1 protein-coding gene is annotated in these 386 nt (G+C 66.3%); it reads right to left on the bottom strand.

All coding sequences use genetic code 11. From position 1 onward, the window contains the following. A partial coding sequence (locus IH48_RS34000; protein ID WP_037844171.1) for a hypothetical protein occupies positions 1-386 on the bottom strand: 386 nt, incomplete at both ends.

Below are 386 nucleotides of genomic sequence, written 5' to 3'. Positions count from 1 at the left end.
GTCAGCCATTCCTGGAGCAGGGCGAGCAGGTGGTGCGTGGCCTGGTGCAGCTCCGTCATCGTGGTGAGAGGCTGGAAGACGCAGGACAGCAGGACAGCGTTTGGGGTGGCATTGTCGACAGCTTCGGCGAGCGCGGAGATGCTGTGGAACCGGGGAGCGGATGCGCCGGTTCCCGCTGCTGTCTCGTCGGTCTGCGGAGTGGCGGGGAAGTGCTCGGTGTCCAGCCAGGCCCAGATCGCGTCCGTCTCGGAAGCGGGTGCGGCATCCTGCGCGAGCGGTGCGGTCGGGGGCAGTGTGGTCCATTCGATGTGGAAGAGGCTGTTTCGGATGGTCTTGGTGGTGTCGGTGAGTTGTTCGGTCGGCAGGGGGCGTGTGGTGAGGGTGTC

Origin of the sequence: Streptomyces sp. NRRL F-5126 (genome assembly GCF_000721265.1) — a bacterium.
Classification (GTDB): domain Bacteria; phylum Actinomycetota; class Actinomycetes; order Streptomycetales; family Streptomycetaceae; genus Streptomyces.
This window is presented reverse-complemented; position numbering and strand designations above follow the sequence as displayed.